We start from the raw sequence: 20,253 nt of genomic DNA, 5'->3' as shown, positions 1-20,253 counted from the left end.
TCTCGGCACGATGACTGACCCACCAGGCCCTTAGGGGCCGGCACCGCGAATTGGGCACCGCGGTGCCGGCCCATTCTCACACCCACTGACAGACGCTCTAGGAAGGCATTGTGATGAACCGACGACCCTCTTTGATGGCCGTGGCGATCGCCACGGCTCTCGGCCTTACTATCGCCGCCACGGCCCCACCTGCCACTGCGGCCACCATCTCGTTCGACAACATCGTGGACTACTCGTGTGGGACACAAGGCAAGGTCAGTTACGCCACGAAGGCCGGGTCGACAGGCTCGGCCCCGGTCCAGCGTTGGCTGATTGATGCCTACAGCGACCAGGGCGTGACTCCGGTGGTGAAACAGTTCATTACGGGCGGCTTCGACTGGCAAGAACGCACGATCACCGCCTCTGACTCGCTCACGGCCGCTGGCACGGTGCTGACGCCCGCGAAGCGCGCACAGATCGGGTACCTGCTTTCCAGCCGGGCACAACCCGCCGCACCGCACGATGCCGTTGCACGCTACGGAGTGCTGTGGCGGGCTATCGGCATCGTGGCCGGTGCTCCAGCACCTGACGTCGCTAACTGCCTGGCGATCAGTGACCCGGCCACAGCGATTGCCGCTCAGGTCGGGGGGATTCCTGCCGGCAATACCGGGCAGGTCTCGATCGTCCCGCAACTCTCCGCCTACGACGCCGTGCGCGGGGTCTACCTGCTGACTGGTATCAAACTGGTCGATGCCGGCACCGGATTCGACTACAGCTCACTCCCGGCCGTCAGCTACACCCTGCCGGTCACCCTCACGGGTGCGTCGTTCGATTCGGCAACCTCGAAGACGTCCGCGGACCTGGTCGTGAATCAGGGAGTGCTCGAACCGGTCGAAATCTTTGTCGACAAGCCCGGCCCGATCACGATAGATGTCACATCCCTCGATACGGTGCCCAGCACCGAACTGCACGTCCTCGAAGCAGACGGAGTCGCCCGGCAGTTCGTCGCGGCCGAACAAATCCAGCCCGCCGGTGCGACGATCGCCCGCACCGCACCGACCCCGGTACTGTCGGTGACACCAACTGCCGTCATCGACACCACTGCAACCCTCTCGGTCCCTGTGACACCTCGGTTCCGCACTGGCTTGGATACCGCGAATCTGACGGTGACCTCCAGCGCGCAGACCCGCACTAAGACCCTCGCCCTGACAGCCGGGTCGCACACATTTACCGAACTGAACCCGAACACCACCTACACCGCCACCTACACCCGCTCCGACGGGTACGGCGGAACCGCGTCGACCACGTTCACCACCGGCCCCGTCGCACCCACCGGGGTGCGTGTCACCTCGACCTCGACGAGCGCCGCCGTGTCCTGGGAGCCCCCGCCCGGTGCAACGTCCTACCGGGTGACGGTCGGAGATCTCGAACGCACTGTCACCAGCACCTCAGCCCAGGTCTCCGGCCTCGCGCCTCGCACCACCTACCCGGTAACCGTTCAGGCGATCGGGGCGAACCCCGGAGCAACCGCGTCGACCACGGTCAGGACAGCCCTAGCGGCTCCAACTGGTGCCCGGTCGACGTCCTCGACGTCGACCACGGCCGCCCTGGTGTGGAACCCTGTCGAGGGAGCGACCGACTACCTGGTGCAGCTCGCCGGTATCCCGCGCACCTGGTCAACCACCTCACCGACTGTCACGCTGACCGGACTGTCGGCCGGGCGCACCTACACCGCCACCATCACCGCCACGGCCCCAGGGGAAGCACTCTCCCAGGCAACGGTGACGTTCGCCACGACCCCGAACACTCCACCGGCGGTCAAGATCACCAAACGATCGCCAACGACCCTCACCCTCGCCTGGACACGCGGGCCGGCGGGGTCACGCTACGAGGTCCGCGTGACCGGCAAGGGCGGCAAGACCGTGTCGACGTCGTCGACGTCGACCACGATCACCGGTCTGACGGCATCTTCTGCCTACGCCGTGACCGTCCGCACCCTCGTCGGGTCCTCCGCCTCGCCATGGCAGACACCGATCGCGACGTCGACCACCGCGAAGACGGCGCCCAAGGTCACGATCAAGAAGACCAAGAAGGCCAGGAAGATCTCAGTCGCGAAGACGGCGCCGGGAACCAAGATCCGGGTGCAGATCCGCAAGGGCAAGACATGGCGCACCGTGAAGACCCTGAAAGCCTCCAAGGCGGGTGCCGCCAAGGTGACGGTCAAGACGCGCGCCAAGGTGCGCGTGATCGTGAACGCGTCCGCCAGCACCACCAAGCTCGTGCGCACCAAGTAATCAAACCAACTGGAAGGAATGATCATGGCTGGAGATACCGTTATCACGGTCGTCGGGAACCTGACCGCCGACCCCGAACTGCGTTTCACCCCGTCCGGGGCTGCTGTCGCGAACTTCACGATCGCCTCGACTCCACGCACCTTCGACAAAAAAGCGAACGAGTGGAAGGACGGCGACACGCTGTTCTTGCGCTGCTCGCTGTGGCGTGACGCGGCCGAGAACGTCGCAGAATCACTCACCAAGGGCTCGCGCGTCATCGCGCAGGGTCGTCTGACTCAGCGCAGTTTCGAGACCCGCGAGGGCGAGAAGCGCACCTCCGTCGAGCTCCAGGTCGACGAGATCGGCCCGTCGCTCAGGTCCGCGACCGCGAAGGTCGAACGCGTCCGCCGCGACGGACGGCCAGCCGCCGGACCGGCACCCTCAGAAGATCCCTGGGAATCCGCACCACCAGCAGAGAATACCGGGGCATTCGAGGAACCACCGTTCTAGAGTGCCATTAGGGAGGGTCAGCGTGCAGGGGCGCTGACCCTCCTTTGTCATCACCGGTCGCCGGCACAAAAAGTTGCGCGAGATCCCGCACACATAAATATGGCACATTAAGGGGCCGGATGAGACAATGGGTACATGGCACGGCAGCCGATACCCATTTCGTGGCGTGAGACTCCCGACGCAGAAGCGACGGGAGTGCTCGGCTCGGCCGAGTATGTCGGTGCCGCGTGGGAGACTGCGATCGCAGCCGTGGCGATCGCCAACGAAGCCGCGGACAGGGCGGCTGCGGCCAGGCAAGTCGTGCACCGGCAAGCGGCAGCGGTGCTGATCGCTGACGGGGCATCTCTTCGTGAAGCGGCCGACGTCCTGGACCTCGACCGCAACGCAGTTCGTCGACGCCAAGCGCCGGCAGTCGTGGAGTCGGCTCCCGCCGGCACCGCCATACTCGTGAGAGACATCTGGGATCAAGCACCAGAAGGTGAAGCATGACCGCATCACTGAAAACCCGAGCCGTGGCCACCGCCATGGCACTAGCAGTCATGACCACCATGGCGATCGCCACAGCGCCCGCCAGCACCGCGGCCACGAAGGCGCATGTGACGGTGACGACGTCCACCACGTCTCGGTCTGCCACAACGGTGCGCACGACCGTGAAGGTCACGGTCAAGACTGCGCGCCGTGGCCACGCGATCACCGTGAAGGTCAAGACCGGCGCTAAGACCAAGAACGTCAAGGCCCGCTGGTCCGGCGGCGCATACCGGGGTGTGGCCCGCATCGTCACGTCCAAGCCCGCCACGACCGTGGTCAAGGCACTCGGTGTAACCAAGCGCGTCAAGGCCAAGAAGGTCAAAACCACCGTCAAGAAGGTCTATGTCGATGGGCGTAGCGCCAAGCCGGCCAAGACCGTGACCGTCACCGCGAAGGCAGGCTCCAAAGTCGAGATCTCCGCGCAGCTCACGCCTGCTCGCGGCCGCAAGGTCCTCGTCCAGCGCAAGACCGACTCCACCTGGCGCACGCAAGCCACACTCACGACTCGTGCAGCTGCTCGCGTCACCCTGACTGCGACAGTGCCGACCTCGTCGACGGCCACGACCTGGCGGCTCTACGCGCCGACCACCGTGCGCCTGGCCGCAGCGACCGTGGCCACCACCACGATCAAACCGGCCGCCGGCACCGGCGGCTCAGATACCGACAACCCAGGCAACCCAGGAGGTGGAGGAACCGACCCGGGCACACCCACACCGCCGATCGACTGGCAGCCCGGCCAGCGGTACTGCTTCGATAACGTCACGAGCTACGCCTACAACCCTGCAACAGGGGTATGGGAGGGATACTTCGAGACACGTATTCCAGGCTGCACCGATTACGGTGCAGTGACCGTTGAAGCGATCTCCACGGTCGCGGACCACTACTGGCTCGATAACCGGTGTGGGGTCACCATCACCTGCTGGCGCAAACCGACACCCAACGAACTCTCTCGCGGCTACGACCCGAGCACTCCCGTCGAATGGAGTCCGCCCCCCACGGTCGATACCTACAACGACGCGAACCCCGAGATCGCCTACATGCCCGAAACCGTCGAAGCGCTCAACCAGCTCGCAGTCGAAAAGGGCTGGATCACCCAAGCCGAGATCGACGCCCACGGCCCACCGTGGCGAGAAATCAAAACACTCACCTGGAACCAGTTCCCCCACTCGAGTGCGCCCGGCTACGGGACCGTGCTCGGCCACGGCGGGCCAACCCTTGCCCACGCCGCATCCCGCGCCCTCGGCCGCACCCGCCTGGGTGTGAGCATGCTCCCGACCTACTCCAACCAGACCACGCTCGGCTTCCACTCCATCCCAGGAGCCATCAGCGACCAGATGGACGCCAACTACCCCGTCACGCCCTATAAGTGGTCGTGCAGCGAACAAGGCTGGACCGTCAAAGCATCCGTCCACGACATCCTCCGCCGCCTCGACAGCGCCCACGAAACCGGTTTGCGCGCGCAAGTGAAGGACTACATTGCTCTCGGATACCGCGGCGCCGCCTACGTCACCCACGGCGCCTACCGCTGGGCAGGAGGCGCCGCCTGGGAATGGGTCAACTTCTGCCGGCTATCCAACCACGGACAAACCGAAATGCACCCCGACGGCTACACCATCTATTCCCCAGCCACGCTCCCTGGCGACCCCTGGAGTTAGAGGCGAATCGTCGTGACGATGTCGTTACTCGTGCGTTTCGCAGTCCCGGTGCCTGGGGTGGTGAAGCGAATGGGTAGGGGACGCGATCGACGTGCAGAGTATCAATTCCCCGTCGTCGTGTATGCAGCTCGCCGTGATGGACGTGATAGTGGCATCACGGCATCGGGGGCAACGACGAGATGGGTCGAAACAAAAATTCACAGCAGATCACGGGTCAAGGATTCTTTGACCTGTGGGGACTACCAGAGGAGGACCGTGATGAATCAGTACGGACTGCAGGCCAAGCGGACGATCGAGGTGTGCGACCCGGCGAGGATCGCGGCAATGACGCCGGAGGACGTCGACGTGTACTTTTCCAACTTGGGCACAAGGGCCGAGACGATGATCGGGGAGTTGACCGATCAGTTGATCACCCACCAGCCAGCGAGTCAGGACTACCTGGCGGAGCTCGGACACCGCAACCAGTGCAGGTCGGCCGCGACCGAGATCGTGATGCACGATCTGGTGTACTCGACGCTCCCGCAAGTCCCGGACGACCAGGCGGACGGGTTGTGGGATCACCCGACAGCCCTGACTCCCCGCGAGGAGTACTTGCGCATGTGGGACAGGTGGGAGCACCTGGAACAGGCACTGGTGAGGCAAATGGAAGCCGCAGATTGGGATCCGAAGGTGGACTACGCGACAGCATTGTTGAATCAGGCGTCGAACCTGGAGGAGATCCGGCACATCGCGATGTGGAGCGAGTTGTTGACCAAGGAGGCACGGATCAACTTCTGGCCAGAACCCACCTCACCCGAAGCGATGGCGGCATCAACCCGCAACCGGGAGGCAGCGATCCAGATCGGCCTGGCAGCACTACCAGCAGGGAGGCCGGTCCTGCCGGCATAACGCCGTCTGGTGGTTTCCGGATCACCAGTCAGGATCAGTTGGCGCCATCGGGCACGAAGGCCAGGATTGACGCGAATCTGGCGGCGCTCACGACTCTGCGCGGCCTTCAACGCTCTGGCCGCGCTGCCAGCGTCGAGGACCAGCAGGTTTTGGCCCGGTGGGGTAGTTGGGGTGCGATTCCGGGGATATTCGACTCCACGCAACCCCAGTGGTCGACGCAGCGTGAGCAGCTGCGTGAACTGCTCACCGGCGACGAGTACGCCGCGGCGTCCCGGACGACCCTGAACGCTCACTACACCAGCCCCGAGATTGCTGCGGGGCTCTGGCAGGCCGTGACGAGGCTTGGTTTCACCGACGGGAACGTTCTGGAACCTGGCTGCGGATCGGGGGTGTTCATGGGCACAGCTCCGGCTGGTGCCCATATGACCGGCATCGAGCTGGACCCGATCACCGCGGCGATCGCCGCCCACCTGCACCCTGCCCACACAGTGGTAGCGCAGTCCTTCGCTGACACGCGCGTCCCTGCAGGGAGCTTCGACGTGGCGATCGGGAACGTGCCTTTCGGTGACGTCCAACTCCATGACCCGGCGCACAACCCCACGAACGAGTCGCTGCACAACCACTTCATCATCAAAGCCTTGGCACTGACAAAGCCGGGTGGTGTGGCCGCGTTCATCACTTCACGGTTCACGATGGACACCCGCAACAAGCAGGCTCGACTCCTCATGGCTGAACGGGCAGACTTCTTGGGCGCAGTACGTCTTCCTACCGGCGCACACAGGCGTTCAGCTGGCACTGACGCACTGACCGATGTCATGGTCTTCCGCGTGCGCGAGGAGGGTCGCGCGCCCGCCCAGGCCGCGTGGACGTCCACGCGTGCCCGCGTGGTCGACGGCCATGAGATCAGGGTCAACGAGTACTTCGAGGACCATCCTGAAATGGTGCTCGGCACCCTCCACGTCGGGCATGGCATGCACGGGGAGGCCACCGCCACCGTGACAGCCGATCCGGGCACCCACACACCCGCCGCGCTTACCGCCGCGCTGCACAAGATTACCGACGATGCTCGCGCTGCAGGTCTGATCCATTCCCCGGCTCCCGCCAGTGCGCCCGTCCAGGTCACGTCCGAACGTGAGCACGCCGCGCTGGTGCGATGGGAAGGATCCCTGCACGCCAGCGAGGATGGAACCATCTCTCGGTATTCCGCTGGCAGCCTCGAACCTGTTGAGACGTCGGTGGCGTTGGCCCGGGAGCTGCGGTCCCTGATCCAGTTGCGTGACGCCACGACCGACTTGCTCACTCTGGAAGCGAAAACCGTGGGCGACGACCACCCGGCCGTTCAGCAGCAGCGCCGCCACCTCGAGGCGCTGTTCGATGCCCATGTCGCGAAGTACGGGTGCCCCTCGCGGGTGTCGGTGAGCGTTCGTGAGAATCCGCGCGACCCCGAGTCACCGATCGTGACCCGGCGCATCCCTCGGGCCTCACGGATCTTCCGTACCGATCCTCATGCGCAAACAGTGTTCGCCCTGGCCACCTTCGACGCGGCCACCGAATCGTTCACGAAGGCAACCATCCTGCATGAACGCGTCGTGCAGGAGCGTGTCCGGCCCCAAGGCGCGGATACCGCCTCAGACGCGATCGCGCTCAGCCTGGATACCCGAGGGCGCATCGATCTGCCCTACATCGCGGCGCTCCTGGACATCGACGAAGACACCGCACTGACCGAGATCGGTGATCAGGCATTCCTCGACCCAGACACGGGTCAACTCGAACCAGCATCGGCCTACCTTTCGGGTAACGTCCGACTGAAACTCGCTGCCGCCCAGGAAGCAGCAACCCGCGCTCCTGACACCTATCAGCGCAACATCGAAGCACTATCTAAGGTGCAGCCGGTCCCGCTTGCAGCCGGTGAGATTGAAGCGAAGATCGGCGCCGTGTGGATTCCGGCAGATGTGCTCCAAGACTTCACCCGGCAGCTCGTGGGCGATTCCCGCGCCACGGTCAAGACCGCAGGCTCGGGAATCTGGGAAGTGCGACTGTCAGCGGCAGGCCGAGACTCCGTCCTGGCGAGCGGGGTGTGGGGTACTGAGAGGATGCACGCCGGGAAACTGATCGAGAGGATCGCCCGACAACAGCAGATCACCGTCTACACCCCCGGATCCGAACCTCGCATGGTTGACGCCGAGGGGACCGCGGCCGCACTCGCCAAAGCCGACGAGATCCGCGAACGATTCTCCGAATGGGTGTGGGAAGACCCCGAACGCTCCGTGCGCCTGCAAAAAATCTACAACGAAGCCTTCAACTCCTTGGTCCTGCGCACATTCGAAACAGAAGCGGCCGCGTTGACACTGCCCGGCCTGACGCGCACCTTCACCCCGCGGGAGCATCAGAAGATCGCTGTGGCCAGGATGCTCCACGAACAGGCTGTCGGCCTTTTCCACGAAGTCGGTGCGGGCAAGACAGCCGAAATGGTCATGGGTGCGATGGAACTGCGCCGCCTGGGCATGGTGAACAAACCCCTGATCGTTGTGCCCAACCACATGCTTGAACAGTTCTCGCGGGAATGGCTTGGCCTGTATCCCGCAGCGAGAATTCTCGCTGCATCCAGCCAAGACTTGACCAGTATCGAGGACCGGCGCGCGTTCGTGGCCGGGGCCAGCGTGAACGACTGGGACGGCATCATCATGACCCAAGGGGCATTCAAACGACTCTCACTTAGCGCCGATGCTGAGGAAGCCTATATGCGCCATGAAATCGACGCGCTGCGCCTGACTATCGAACGGACCAGGCAGGCCGGTATCGGCACTACCCAGTCGATCAAGAACGCTGAAAAGACGTTGCAGAAACGCGAGGAGAAACTCAAAGCTACCATCGCAGGCATTGACCGGGACCCAGGCCTGACATTCGAACAGACCGGTATCGACTACCTCATCGTTGACGAGGCCCACCACTACAAGAACTTGGCCACGCCCTCGGCTGTTCCTGGTGCTGCGATCGCCGGTTCAGATCGAGCCACCGACCTGCACATGAAGATCGAATGGCTCCGGGAGAACAAGGGCAAGGTGGCGACGTTTGCTACCGGCACACCGGTATCGAACTCGATCACCGAAACCTTCGTCATGCAACGCTACCTACGCCCCGACATCCTCACCGATGCGGGTATCGAAGTGTTCGACCAGTGGGTGGCGACATTTGGCACCCAAGTCACCGAAATGGAGATCGCACCTCAGGGTGGATACAAGCTGAACACGCGCCTGTCCTCCTTTCAGAACGTGCCCGAACTCCTGGCCATGTGGTCGATGTTCGCCGACACCAAAACCGCCGAAGACATGCAACTCCCGCGCCCCGACTTCGCGCCCGGGCCAGACGGGGAACGCGCCGCGATGAACGTCCTGATCCCCGCCAGCCGCGAACTGCACAACTATATGGTCCACCTCACCAGGCGCGTGGACGCGATCGCGTCGCGCCTGGTCGACCCGAGCGAGGACAACATGCTCAAGGTCACCACCGACGGACGAAAAGCTGCCTGCGACATGCGCATGATCGGGCAAACCACGACCAGTCCCACCAAAGCCGACTACGTCATCGACAAAGTCACGCGCATCTGGCAAGCCACCAAAGACCGCCCCTACATCAACCCCACCACAGGAGAACCATCCACCACCACCGGGGCGACACAACTGATCTTCTGCGACTACTCCACCCCTACCGGAGCCGGTTGGAACATCTACGAGGAAATCCGGTCAGGGCTCATCAACGCAGGGATGCCGCCGGGCGAGATAGCGTTCATCCACTCCGCCAATACCGACGCCAAAAAAGCGGGCCTGTTCTCGGCACTGCGTGAGGGGCGCATCAAAGTCCTGCTCGGGTCGACCGATAAAATGGGCACCGGCACCAACGTCCAAGACCGCATCATCGCCTTGCACCACGTCGACTGCCCCTGGCGTCCAGCAGACCTCACCCAGCGTGATGGCCGTGCCATCCGGCAACTCAACCAGAACCCCGAAGTGGCCGTGTTCAGGTACCTGACCGAACGGTCCTTTGACGCCTTCATGTGGCAGACCGTAGAACGCAAAGCACGCATGATTCACCAGCTCATGCAACGCAGCCTCGACGTCCGGGAAATCGAAGACATCGGGGACGCCACACTCAGCGCCGGAGCGGCCAAAGCAGCTGCCTCTGGTGACCCGCTCATCCTCGAACTCGCCCAAACACAAGCCCGCGTCACGAAACTGTCCAGGCTCAAGCGCGCCCACCACCGCACCCAACAAGGACTATCCGCCGCCATCACCGCGGCCGCCGCCATCGTCGATGACGTCGAGCTGCAGATGCCGGCATTGCGGGCCGCTATGGCGCGCACCATCTCTACAGCCGGTGAAGAATTTCAGATCCGCATTGGCGATCGCCACTTCACCTCCCGAGTCGAGGCGCAAACCCACCTCCATGACCTCACCTCCGCAGTCATAGAGACTCACCATCACCGGCTGCGGTACGGCATCGATCAGCATGTTCAACTTCCCGCCCAGATCCAGCTCGCAGGGCACACCATCGAGACCGATACCTCGTTCTCGTTCGGGAAGTACTGGCTCCGATTCACCCTCGCTGGAGTCAGCGGAATCTCCTTCGAAATTGAACCGGGCGAACTCGAGCCCGGCAAACACTTCATCATCGCCCGCCTCGAACGGCTCCCTGGAGCGATCGCCCAGAAGGTCACGCGCATGGAAACAGACCGCGACGCCGCACTGCGAGACGCAGACCAGGCACGCCAGCGCATCGGCCAACCGTTCAAACACGAACACGACCTAGCGATCGCCCAATCACGGCTCACCCAGATCAACGAGGAGATGGCAGCTGCAGCAGCCAACCAGAGCCAGGCTGAAACCCACACCACCCAGATCACACACGCGCCGCCTACCACCGGTATCAACGCACCGTGAAGAACGCGCCCCAGACCGTGATCTCAGCAGCAGCCACCACGGAGATGCCGGACAGGAACACCACCAAATCCGGCCTCGACCTATCAACACAGTCACGTCCCGCCCCACGGCGCCGTATCTCCCATAGAACCCTCAAGAAGCTTCACGTGGGCTATCACGATGACTCTTCCGGCCACGTTCAGTTAAGGACATGTTGATGACTACCGATAACACCCCTTCTGTGCATCCGAATGCAGCGCGCATCATGGATCTTCGCGCCCACCTGGTTGAATCATCCACCCTGCATTCCGACCAGAAAACCGACCTGATCGAGCAAATGGTGGAACTCAACGCCGCAGCCGATATCACTATCAACCTCGATGGGCTGATGCTCGACCTGGTCAATCTGACCGGTATGGATCTGCGTCACTTCAGTTTCCGGGGAACCTCACTACTTGGGGCATCTCTGGAACGTGCCCGCTTGGGTGGTGTCGACCTGACTGGCGCGGACCTGACGAAAGCCTCGTGTCGCGAAGCGCGCATGGCAGCAGCCAAACTTGCAGGCGCGAGCTTGTCGCGTGCAATCTTCGATGGGGCGGACCTTTCCTCCAGTAACCTCCGTAACATCACAGCGCCCGAAGTTTCGTTTCAGCGGGCAATGATGATCAGGGCAGACCTGACTGGGGCAACGGCCCCCGACGCGAACTTCAGTAACGCACTACTCATGAATTCCACCCTGAACAACGTCACCATGCCCGGAGCGGTCTTCGCTTCGGCTGACATCATGAACGCGAAAATGTTAGGCGCACGCCTGCCCTATGCGTCCTTCCACCTGGCAAATCTCGACAGCGCAGACCTGACCCGTGCAGACCTGACCCGCGCCAACATCTCCCAGGCGATCTTCCGGCGAACACTATGCGTGTCAACCGTTCTACAACAGTCACGGGCCACCACCACCAACTTTGAACGTGCCGATCTCACCGGCGCGGACTTGACCGGCGCGGACCTGACAGGGGTTAACATGACCGGATCCACACTCAGAAACACCCCGGTCGATCAAACCGACCGCCGCCGTGCCACCGTGTTGGCGGCCACCCCTACCCAGTCGCAGTTACCCACCTCAGACGCCTTTCGTCACGACACCAGCCCGACCCGATAGGACACCACCATCAACGTCAAACCCCAGGTGTGAGCAGGACAGTCCATGTCACAACAGCCCGCCACCCAGCGCCCCGCCACACTCGAGCTTTCCGGCCCTGTGATCGACATTGTGTGGATCCCGGCCGCCGATTTGAGGACCGATGAGACCACTACAGATCACTGATCTTCCAGACCTCGTCGATACCGTGATCGGCTACGCAGTTCACGCCGGCACCGTGGCCATGGTGACCGCCGGGCGCGATATCGCGATCGCGCGTCTCAGCCCTGAGGCCGACGCCATCGCCCTCCACGCCGCGATCCCTGGCATCACAAGCATCCAAATACTCACCTACGACCCGCAGCTGGCAGACAATGACCCCTGGACGGCGGCGTTACGAAACCACGCGCGAAACCACCCCCGCCCACCAGTGATCTCCACGACCATCACCATCGACGGAAGTCAGCTGCGACAAGGCCAAGAAAACGTATGGCAAGAACGCACCCGGCACCCATTGCTCAGCAAGTTCGGCCACACAGCAGCCAGTCCCACTGAAGTTCTCGCCCGACTCACATGGCGTCTACCGGGGGAAAACCCAGCAGCGCCTCTCGTGGACGACACAATCGACGTCGCCGCCCTGGCAGGCCAGCTCCCACCCGATCGGCAAGCAACTCTGATGACCAACGCCCTCAGCACCCTGGCAAACGATCCCGATCTTTGGCACGCTCCCATGCCAATCGGTGGTAAGGAAGTCCACGTCCCGACCCTCATCACCGAACTAGCCAACTATCCCGCAGCAGCACACCAAGCACGCACACAACTCATCCGCGACCGGTCACTCACCAGAGTCGCAGTCGATCTAGCCCGCACCAGCAGACCAGGCCACCGCACCGGCATCATGTCTCTGGCAGCCACAGCCGTACTCACCCACGGCACCGACGGCATAGGCCAGATCTCCAACCGGAATGTTGCCACCTGGCTCAACACCCTCGAAACCAGCTCACCCAAAACAGAAGCACTCATGCGCGTGGCGGCTTCACCAGCCAATCCCCGCCACGTCCTACCGGGCGTCACAGACAAACCACACCCCGCCGCAGCCCCGCAAGGGTCACAGTCGAATATCCCATTCACGCCTCACGCGCCCGGACTGTAGCGGCCAGAATCAACCACCCACCACCCCCAGGGCCATCTTCACGACATCCGACCCACGTCGACCAACGGTGTAGGGGCTCAGAGCGTCTCGGTTCTGCCTACGGTGTTCGTCGAGTTGAAAGCTGGGCCAATATGGACTGAGGTTGAGCCGTTCCTGGAGTATGGCGTCGATATGCGCTGAGTGATTTGGGCGATCATGCGATCGAGTCGATCAACGCCAGATGATGGCGGGCGGTCCAGGCGCGCGGGCCCTTCCCGAACGTTCAGGCTTCAGCGTAGTGCCTGTATCTTGTGACTCGGTTGCTTTACCCCACCAGCGGAGATGGGAGAGCACGCTGGGTATTGAGATGGAAGCCCGCATTCAAAGCGTAACCGATCACCTTCACCGGACGGCTCGGGAGAACAACTCATGAATGAAACCGCCGGACCTCAGCACAGCCCCAGCCAAACCGGCACATGTCGGAAAACTTTTGACCAACGCCTTCCCAGGGTGCTTTCAGGCTGGTAGTGTCTGGACGTTTGGAGTTTCATTCTTATGTCTAGATCGGTGTTGTGATGCGTCGTTTGGGTTCTCGTCTGGGTGTTGTGGGGTTGGCTCTCGCGGTGGTGGGCTCGTCATTGACGGTGACCCAGGCGGCTGCTGACGAGGGACAGCAGGCTGACCCCACTCCAGTGCCGGTGCCGTCAAAGGCGATCGAGAGTCCGGACACGTTCTCAGCGGGCGTGCAGGCACGGTTGCAGGGTTCGCGGGTGGAGGATGTGTCCCAACGCACGGAGTCCTCGAAGACGTTTGTGAATCCTGATGGGACGTGGACCTCTGAATTGTGGGGTAGTCCGGTTCAGGTGCGGGATGCTGAGGGCGCGTGGTCGGATGTTGATTTACGGTTTAAGGCTGATGGGGACGGCAATTTCGTGCCGCGTGCCTCGGCGGCAGATGTAGTTGCTGGTGGTGGTGGTTCGGACCTACTGGGCCGGTTGACACTCGGGGACGGTTCGACGGTGTCGTTCACCTGGCCAGAAGGTCACGTTCCTGAGCCAGCGATTGAGGGTGGTGTGGCTACCTATGCGGTCGATGAGGATCGTGATGTGTTGGTGTGGTTGACCTCGACGGGCATGAATGTCGCGGTGCGGTTGAACTCTGCGCCCGAGCCCGGGGAAGGGACCGTGGAGTTGGGTGTGCTCACCCAGGGTGCGGAACTCACCCAGGACGGCGATGTTTTGGTATTGGCTGACGGTGAGGGCGAAAGGGTCGGTGAGTCGGCGGACTTGACGGCGTGGGATGCCCGTGAGGATGGTGGCGGTGATCCTGAGGTTGTGGTGGATGTCGACCCGGATCTGAGCGATGGCGAAACTGTCAAGGCTGCGCGAAAGGTGGCGAAGGGTAAGCGGGCTGCGGCGGGCGATGCTCCAGTGGTGGAGCAGACGCTTTCGTTGTCGGTGTCGGAGGAGTTTTTACAGGACCCTGACACGGTCTATCCCGTTGTGGTTGATCCGGCTGTGAGTTCGCTGACGATCGCGGCTGACACATGGGTGCGTTCGGGTACGACGACGGCCCAGGGTAGTGATTATCGGTGGTTGGTGGGGGCGACCACGACGAATGCGAACCAGGGTCTGACGTTCGCGAAGTGGAATCTGCCGGCGAATATCACGGGTGCGACGGTCACGGCCGCGACCTTGCAGATGCTGCAGTATGAGGCCGGGAGCTGCTCGACGTCGATCGGGACAAGTGTTCACCCGTTGGGTGGGGCATTCTCGAACGCAACGTTGTGGTCGAACAAGCCTGCCCCTGCTACTGGGACGTCTGCCTCTACCAGTTTTGCTGATAACAAGGGCGGTGATGGGTGTGCTAATTCGCCTAATGGGTGGGTGACGGTCTCTCTCAAACAGATGGTCCAGGATTGGGTTTCTGGTGTGCGGGCGAATCATGGCTTGCAGTTAAATGCCCCTGTGGCTGAGGCATCCAACCCGGCTTACGGGAAACGGTTCTGTTCCTATAACGTTGACGTGAACTCTGGGGCATGTTTCGAGACGGCACGTACTCCGAAACTTTCGGTCACCTACACCAAAGCCCCGACCAACCCCTCCACGGTGTCCTTTACCCAAACTGGGACGGTGGCGGGGTGGACGAATGCACCGCAGCCGGTCCTCAAGGCCAAGGGCACGGATCCGTATGGGGATAACGTCAGGTATGAGATCCAGGTTCACACCTCCACCGCCGCGACAGCAGCAACTCTGGCCGGTACTTGCACTACCGCGCTAGTCGCCTCCGGCGCCGAAGGCTCCTGCCAGCCAGGCACAGCCCTGACCTCTGGGACATACTACGTGCGGGCTAAAACGATTAACGCCTTCGGCCTGTCTTCACCAGGCTGGGCCGGATGGACCACCATGGGCGTGGACCTCGATCCACCAGCTAGCCCCGCCATCACCGCGACCGCGTATACGAACGGGCAATGGGTGACCGACCTTCCGGGATCGAACACGTTCACGATTACCGGCTCGGGCAGTGATCTGGTCGCTGCCGCGTATAAGCAAGATAACGGCGGTTGGGTCACGATCCCTGTCTCTTCCGGGAACACCACGACCACGTTCGCGTGGAATCCGACAGGGTCCCATGTGCTCACTGCGCAACTGGTGGACCGGGCCGGGAACACAACAACCTCGGCGTTCTCCTTTGGTAATGGTTTGGCTTTGCCGTATTTGCCCCGTCAAGGTGGGGTGAAAGCGACCACGGCGACCAAGATTCTTGCTCACGCAAACGGGAGTGTGAATGGTGCCGTCACTGCCAGGTTGCAGTACCGGGAACTCAATAGTGGTGTGAGTGGGTGGAAGGATGCCCAATACGCGCCGTTGACGATCTCGACCAGTTCGATTGGTAGCGGTATGGTCCAGGCGACGGGTGACTGGAACATCGCTTCGGAGCTATCGACCAGCAGGCGACCTGTCACCTACGAAGTTCAGGTCTGTTTCACGTACCCATCCAACCTGGAACTATGCACACAACAAGGCGGGATCTGGGAGGAATACTCCACCCGTACCGTCACCTATGTTCCTCACGCGTTCGGGGATGCTTACCCGACGAGTGAGGCCGGGCCGGGGACGGTGTCGTTGTGGACGGGTGAGTTCACTCATACCGCGACGGATGTGTCCGTCCCGGGATACACCGGGGACCTGTCGGTCTCCCGGACGTACAACACCTTCGCGGACGCGTCTAAGATGGGGCCGTTCGGGCCGGGGTGGACATCGTCCTTTGACGGTGTGGATGCTGGTGTGGCAGGGGTTGAGGTGTATGACGACACTGCTTCTGATGGCACGATCGCGTTGGTGGATTCCGAAGGCGAAGCACTCGTTTACGAGCAGCCCGGCCTGACCGGGACCACTACGCCTGCCGCGCAGAAGGTAGGGGTCTACCTTGCCCTGGATGAGGAAACCGCGAATATGGGCGCGCGCCTGGAGATCAAGACTGTGGGTAGTGGCAAGCAGTTGATCTTCACCGAGGACGATGGCACGAACACCATCTGGTCGTGGGTCTCTGGTGCCTGGCAGGTGCTGTCGGTCAGTGAACCAGGCACTAGTTTGACCACGTCCTATACCCATACTGGCGGGAAACTCACCAGGATTGTTGCGCCTATCCCGCCCAAGACCGGCACGCCGATCACCTGCCCTATCGCATCCCCGCAGCCTGGATGCCGGATCCTGACCATCGACTACGCCACCGCGACCACGGCCACGAACACAGTTCCCGGCGACATCGTGGATCAGGTGAAGTCGATCTCCTACACGGCATTCAAACCGACAGCCAGTGATGGCAGCGGTGCGATGACCACAGTGGTAGTCGCCTCCTATAAGTACGATCAAGACGGCCGGCTTGTCTCCGTGACTGACCCGCGGCTGAACCTGATCACCGGGTACAGCTACGGGGCCCCGATCAACGGCAATGGTGTAGCGGCGCTGACCTCCATTACCCCGGCGACCGTGACCACTCAACTCAGCAGTTCCCTCGCTCCTAAGCCCTTCCTGTTCACTTATGCGACTGGGTCGTCGAGCACTGCCCAGGCCGGCGCATTGCTCTCGGTATCGCGCCCCAACCCGACCGGTTCAGGCACCACAGTCTTGTCCAAGTACGGTTACGACCTAAGCCTTAGCGCTGCTGGGATGCCGGACCTCACCTCGGCCGATGTTGCCACGTGGGGGCAAGATGCTGCTCCCACTCACGGGTATGCCGTGTGGGGGCAAGACCGGGCAGGTGCCATCGGGACAACCCCGAGCACGGAAGACCTCCGCTATGCCGACTTGTCCTTCACCGATGACGAAGGACGCGTGATCAACACCGCCACCTTCGGCGCCGGTGACTGGCAACCCACCTCCACCACCTACGACACCGGCAACCGCGTCGTGCGGACAATTGACGCACGAGGCATCCACCACATCCGAACAGCCCTAGCAGGCAGCCAATCGGTCAACCCCGACGACTATGCCACCATCACCAAATACAACCCCGACGTCATCGCCGACACGGCCATCACCGTTGACGGGGAAACCGTCCCCGCGGGCACCGTCCTGACCCCAGCGGGCACACTCGTCACAGACGTCTGGGAACCCGTGCGCGAGATCCGTCCACTCAATGGCGTCCCGACGTACAGCCGTCAACGTACCCATACTGACTATGACCAAGGCGCCCCGGCACAACTCAACCCAGCCACCAAAATGCCGTGGCGGCTACCGACCACGGTTACTGTCACCACAGCTGCGGCCAATACCGCCACCTGGGACCCGGCAACTGTTGTGCCACTGGAAACGAATGCCTTGTCCCAGACCGAGACCGGGTACAACCCGATCGATACCTCCAGCCCGACCGGCGAAACTTCCGGATGGATCCTGGGAGCACCCACCACCAACGCGATTGTCCTCGTCGGTGGGGACAATATCACCACAAAAACACGCTATGACTCCCAAGGGCGGGTGGTGGAGCAACGTCAGCCCTCGGGGGCGGCCAGCACAACCTCGTATTACACGGTCGACGCACAACCTGCACCGAATCAGGCCTGTGGTGGCACGACGGCCAAGTTCGCTGCCTGGGCGGGGTTGACCTGTCGGACTGTGGACGGCATCACCACTGAACAAGTCACCAGTTACAGCCACTACTTGGCCGTCCAGGAAACTACCGAGTCGAACGGGTCCGTGGTGCGGTCAACCACGAACACGTTTGATACCGCTGGCCGGCAGGTGACATCCAAAACCTCGATCAACAACCAACCCGACACTTCGGGGACATTGTTCACCAGTTACGGGTACTCCACGATCACCAGCCAACTGACAACTACGTCAGCTCTGAGCGCGAATGGAGCCACCACGCTTGGTACTGAAAACGATTACTACGACGCGTGGGAACGAGCGATCTCACACGTCAGCACCACCGGGTCCCAGATAAGCTCCACATTGACCGCCTATGACGCTGCGGGTCGTGTCTACCAAGTCGAGGATCCGAACGGGACCACGACGTTCGGATATGACGGGCCAGGAGAATATCGCGGCCTGGTCACATCCCAAACCGTGACAGGGATGGGAACATGGACAGCCGTCTATGACGCTGCCGGAGACATGACCAGTCAAACCTCCCCCGGCGGCCTGGTCCAGACCAACACTTTTGACCGTACCGGGCAACAAACCACCCTCGCCTACGCCAGCTCGACAGGCACGCCCATTGCGACCTGGGACACCGGATGGAACAGCGAAGGTAAGAAAGCGTGGGTTACTGGGCCAGCTAGCGATGGCGGACTGCGCACCGTGAACTATGAGTACGACACTGCCGATAGGCTTACCCAGGTACGTGACCGCATTTCAAACACCTGCCAAATCCGCGGATACACTTTCGACAGCAACGGAAACCGCACCGGCCTATACCGAAATACAATCAATGGGCAGTGCGCCTACCTGGGCTCGACACCCAGTAGCCGGACGTGGGGCTACGACGCCGCTGACCGGGTAGCTGGAGCATACGAATACGACATGCTCGGACGCCAAACCCAGATACCGTCAACTGACGCACCTCTCGGTGAGGCCGCTGGGCCCATCACCATCGGCTACTACGACAACGACCTCGCAAGGTCCATCACCCAAGGCGAGAACACCACCACCTTCACCCTGGATGCTCTGCAACGCCGTCTCGTAGAGACAAGAACCACTGGTAGTGGAACAACAACCATCAGGCGTGGCTACGCGGACACCAGCGACAACCCCGGCTGGGCCACCACCACCAAAAACGGCACCACCACCTTGACCCGGTATGCCTCCAGCATCGCCGGAGACCTCGGCGCCCAGCACACCGGCACCGACCTCACCCTCGACATCGTCGACCCCTGGGACTCAGTCGCAGCCACCATCACCGTCACCGGAACAACACTCGGAACCATCTCCGGGCTATCCAGCTTTGACGAATACGGCAACCCCCTCACCACCACCCCGACCACAGGTGACATCACCTACGGTTGGAAAGGCGGCAAAGAACGCGCAGGCAACCCCACCAGCGGCCTCACCCTCATGGGCGTTCGCCTCTACAACCCCACCACCGGTCTCTTCACCAGCCCCGACCCCGTCAAAGGCGGCAACACCACGGCATATACATACCCGCAGGATCCGATAAATTGGAATGATCTGTCGGGCCTCATGCAGAAATATGAGTTGACAGATGCTGAATGGGTCGCGATAGCGAACAAAAAGGCAGGACTGCCTTATGACAATAGGGCATTTCACTCCGGTAAAAGAAAGCAAGTTGCGAACGAAAAGTTTAAACGCGAAAGAGATATACCAAAACGAGAAGGATATACGAAGAATTCTGGTCAAAAAAGTTCAAGTAAGTCGAAGTCAAAAGCACAGAAGAAGGTGGAAAACCACGAGAAGAACATCTCGAACAATCGCGGCGGCACCGCGCGCAGTCAAATGCGCGGTGGCGGTGGCGGCGGAAGTGCGGGTAGAATCACTGGTATCGGCGGTGGTGGTGGTCGAATACGAAACTTATACAGATAGACAGGATTGAATCGGATGGTCAGCCGATCGACATGGACTCGCTTACGTGTACTCGGATTCACTCCATCGATTCGTAGTGATGACGGTTTGCAACTAATCAGCTCAGCGCGAGAGAGGATAGCAGAAGCGCACGCTGAGCTCTCACGCGTAAAGAAAATTTGGTATATCCCTTCGAGCACAGCTATTTCTGA

The 20,253-nt window shown here is 61.9% G+C and carries 9 protein-coding genes and 1 pseudogene; all 10 read left to right on the top strand.

Features of this window, described 5'->3' with window-relative positions; translation table 11 throughout:
* Positions 1–113: 113 nt before the first annotated feature.
* The 10 genes and pseudogenes from FB461_RS10800 to FB461_RS10765 all read left to right on the top strand — a co-directional run bounded on the left by FB461_RS10800 (position 114) and on the right by FB461_RS10765 (position 20,062).
* Complete coding sequence (locus FB461_RS10800; protein ID WP_142121970.1) at positions 114–2,273, top strand: fibronectin type III domain-containing protein; 2,160 nt, start codon at positions 114–116, stop codon at positions 2,271–2,273.
* Positions 2,274–2,297: 24 nt separating this feature from the next.
* The gene (locus FB461_RS10795) at positions 2,298–2,762 is read left to right on the top strand and encodes a single-stranded DNA-binding protein (protein WP_142121968.1); all 465 of its coding nucleotides are present in this window, start codon (positions 2,298–2,300) and stop codon (positions 2,760–2,762) included.
* Between the two features lie 135 nt (positions 2,763–2,897).
* The gene (locus FB461_RS10790) at positions 2,898–3,251 is read left to right on the top strand and encodes a hypothetical protein (protein ID WP_142121966.1); all 354 of its coding nucleotides are present in this window, start codon (positions 2,898–2,900) and stop codon (positions 3,249–3,251) included.
* Positions 3,248–4,945, top strand: coding sequence for a hypothetical protein (locus FB461_RS10785; RefSeq protein ID WP_142121964.1), 1,698 nt, complete (start codon positions 3,248–3,250; stop codon positions 4,943–4,945). The genes FB461_RS10790 and FB461_RS10785 overlap by 4 nt, the downstream gene beginning before the upstream one ends.
* A gap of 258 nt (positions 4,946–5,203) precedes the next feature.
* Complete coding sequence (locus FB461_RS12075) at positions 5,204–5,833, top strand: hypothetical protein (protein ID WP_170222726.1); 630 nt, start codon at positions 5,204–5,206, stop codon at positions 5,831–5,833.
* Between the two features lie 38 nt (positions 5,834–5,871).
* Positions 5,872–10,770: a DEAD/DEAH box helicase family protein gene (locus FB461_RS10780; RefSeq protein WP_170222725.1), complete on the top strand. Its 4,899-nt coding sequence runs from the start codon at positions 5,872–5,874 to the stop codon at positions 10,768–10,770.
* A 196-nt stretch (positions 10,771–10,966) separates the two neighbouring features.
* The gene (locus FB461_RS10775) at positions 10,967–11,908 is read left to right on the top strand and encodes a pentapeptide repeat-containing protein (RefSeq protein WP_170222724.1); all 942 of its coding nucleotides are present in this window, start codon (positions 10,967–10,969) and stop codon (positions 11,906–11,908) included.
* A gap of 142 nt (positions 11,909–12,050) precedes the next feature.
* Positions 12,051–13,040, top strand: coding sequence for a hypothetical protein (locus tag FB461_RS10770; RefSeq protein WP_142121958.1), 990 nt, complete (start codon positions 12,051–12,053; stop codon positions 13,038–13,040).
* A gap of 119 nt (positions 13,041–13,159) precedes the next feature.
* Positions 13,160–13,411 (top strand): annotated as a pseudogene (locus tag FB461_RS12545) (transposase); the annotation flags it as partial.
* A gap of 183 nt (positions 13,412–13,594) precedes the next feature.
* Positions 13,595–20,062: a DNRLRE domain-containing protein gene (locus tag FB461_RS10765; protein WP_246046229.1), complete on the top strand. Its 6,468-nt coding sequence runs from the start codon at positions 13,595–13,597 to the stop codon at positions 20,060–20,062.
* Positions 20,063–20,253: the final 191 nt, after the last annotated feature.

Source organism: Rarobacter faecitabidus, assembly GCF_006716265.1.
GTDB lineage: Bacteria > Actinomycetota > Actinomycetes > Actinomycetales > Cellulomonadaceae > Rarobacter > Rarobacter faecitabidus.
The sequence above is the reverse complement of the archived record's forward strand: the minus strand, read 5'-3'. Positions and strand labels throughout refer to the sequence as shown.

Coding starts and splice junctions, on each gene's coding strand:
- FB461_RS10800 (WP_142121970.1), top strand. CDS start 114: ATGAACCGACGACCCTCTTTGATGGCCGTGGCGATCGCCACGGCTCTC.
- FB461_RS10795 (WP_142121968.1), top strand. CDS start 2,298: ATGGCTGGAGATACCGTTATCACGGTCGTCGGGAACCTGACCGCCGAC.
- FB461_RS10790 (WP_142121966.1), top strand. CDS start 2,898: ATGGCACGGCAGCCGATACCCATTTCGTGGCGTGAGACTCCCGACGCA.
- FB461_RS10785 (WP_142121964.1), top strand. CDS start 3,248: ATGACCGCATCACTGAAAACCCGAGCCGTGGCCACCGCCATGGCACTA.
- FB461_RS12075 (WP_170222726.1), top strand. CDS start 5,204: ATGAATCAGTACGGACTGCAGGCCAAGCGGACGATCGAGGTGTGCGAC.
- FB461_RS10775 (WP_170222724.1), top strand. CDS start 10,967: ATGACTACCGATAACACCCCTTCTGTGCATCCGAATGCAGCGCGCATC.
- FB461_RS10770 (WP_142121958.1), top strand. CDS start 12,051: ATGAGACCACTACAGATCACTGATCTTCCAGACCTCGTCGATACCGTG.
- FB461_RS10765 (WP_246046229.1), top strand. CDS start 13,595: ATGCGTCGTTTGGGTTCTCGTCTGGGTGTTGTGGGGTTGGCTCTCGCG.